This window comes from Vibrio sp. R11-SG3-ISO3-SZ (assembly GCF_059834345.1).
Genome location: NZ_JCBDGX010000171.1, coordinates 1 through 1,601, shown reverse-complemented (window position 1 = coordinate 1,601; position 1,601 = coordinate 1). Strand labels below are relative to the sequence as shown.

Annotated in this window: 1 protein-coding gene and 1 pseudogene; one reads left to right on the top strand and one right to left on the bottom strand. The window is 49.8% G+C overall.

Annotation, left to right across the window (positions count from 1 at the left end; genetic code table 11):
* Positions 1-500: 500 nt before the first annotated feature.
* Entirely contained in the window at positions 501-1,358 is an 858-nt protein-coding gene (gene yghU, locus AC6R1O_RS18320) for a glutathione-dependent disulfide-bond oxidoreductase (RefSeq protein ID WP_500628378.1), read from the top strand.
* Between the two features lie 75 nt (positions 1,359-1,433).
* Here the strand turns inward: yghU and AC6R1O_RS18315 are convergent.
* A pseudogene (locus AC6R1O_RS18315) lies at positions 1,434-1,601 on the bottom strand (endonuclease/exonuclease/phosphatase family protein); the annotation flags it as partial.

Below are 1,601 nucleotides of genomic sequence, written 5' to 3'. Positions count from 1 at the left end.
ATCGACCAAAATCAGTTCACTGTACTTTTTCTGCTGCAAGTTCAATGGCTTAGCTTGCTGCTGGTGTTTGCGACGCTTTTGGCGCGCCTTTCTAATCATCTCATCCATGGTATGACTCCCTAGCTAACTGTGGTCAAACAATTGTTCAATTTGACCGCAGTTTCAATGTAGCAGTTCCCTCTTTTTGCTCCATTGAATTTCCTATCTGCTGTGTAAAATGATCGGATTTTGTGATCCTGTTTGAAAGCGCAGCACCGATCGCTTGCAAATAAGAAGGGTGAAATGTGCTCAAGATAGTGCCCTATCTCGGACGAGTTTTGTCGTCCCTATTACTGATTATCTCGCTTAACGCATCCGCTGATATGCCAAAGCACTCTGTGTCATAACTCAAGGTTCTATCAAACTGCTCCAAGAGCCTTTTAATTCTCTCTTGCCACCCCAACGTGTGAAGTATGCCCTATGATGTTAGGGCAAAAAGCAACGTTGGATAAGGAATTAGAATGACTAACCAATACGTACCACCTAAAGTTTGGACAATGGAAGAAGGCAACGGCGGACAATGGGCCAGCATCAACCGACCAGACTCAGGCGCGCGCCACGAAAAAGCCCTACCCGTTGGCGAGCATCCGCTACAACTGCATTCTCTGGCGACGCCAAACGGACAAAAGGTCACCATCTTACTCGAAGAACTGCTTGCACTCGGTGTGAAAGAGGCGGAGTACGACGCTTACTTGATCAAAATTGGTGACGGTGATCAGTTTGGTTCTGGCTTTGTCGAAATCAACCCAAACTCAAAAATCCCGGCCTTAGTGGACCGTTCTGGTGAAACGCCCATCAACGTCTTTGAATCGGGCCACATCCTGCTTTACCTCGCAGAGAAGTTTGGTCATTTCCTACCTAAAGATCATGCGGCGAGAACCCAAGTGATGAACTGGCTATTTTGGCTGCAAGGCTCTGCGCCTTACCTGGGCGGCGGCTTCGGTCACTTCTATGCGTATGCACCAGAGAAATTCGAGTACCCGATCAACCGATTTGCGATGGAAGCCAAGCGTCAGCTCGACGTACTCGACAAAGAACTGGCGAAGCACACCTACCTCGGTGGTGAAGAGTACAGCATCGCCGACATCGCCACCTGGCCGTGGTATGGCAATCTGGTGTTAGGTCACGCCTACAATGCCGCCGAGTTCTTAGACGTCGACAGTTATCAGCACGTCAAACGCTGGGCGAAAGAGATTGAAGCGCGAGAGGCGGTGCAGCGTGGTCGTATCGTCAACCGTGCATGGGGTGAAGAGTGGGAGCAGGTGCCTGAACGTCACAGCGCGGCAGACATCGATAAAGTGCTCGCACTGAAACCTTAATTGTCCTCGACCTCCTCTACTGAATAACCCATTCAGCTCATAACCAAGGCAAAGTTTGCCTTGGTTTTTTTGTGTTCAATAGCCAATTTTGGTGAGAACCAACTTGTGATCGGAACCGTTGGGTGTCGACAGACTTTCTCTGTGGCACAAACGCCGCCCAGCATTGGCCGATTGTAGCCACAGGTGATCAATGGCAATCATGGTTGATGCAGGCGTTGCGACTTGTGCGCCCCAATTAGGCCA

Bases quoted from the DNA above. Each gene is read 5' to 3' on its own strand.
- yghU (WP_500628378.1), top strand. From the start codon at position 501: ATGACTAACCAATACGTACCACCTAAAGTTTGGACAATGGAAGAAGGC.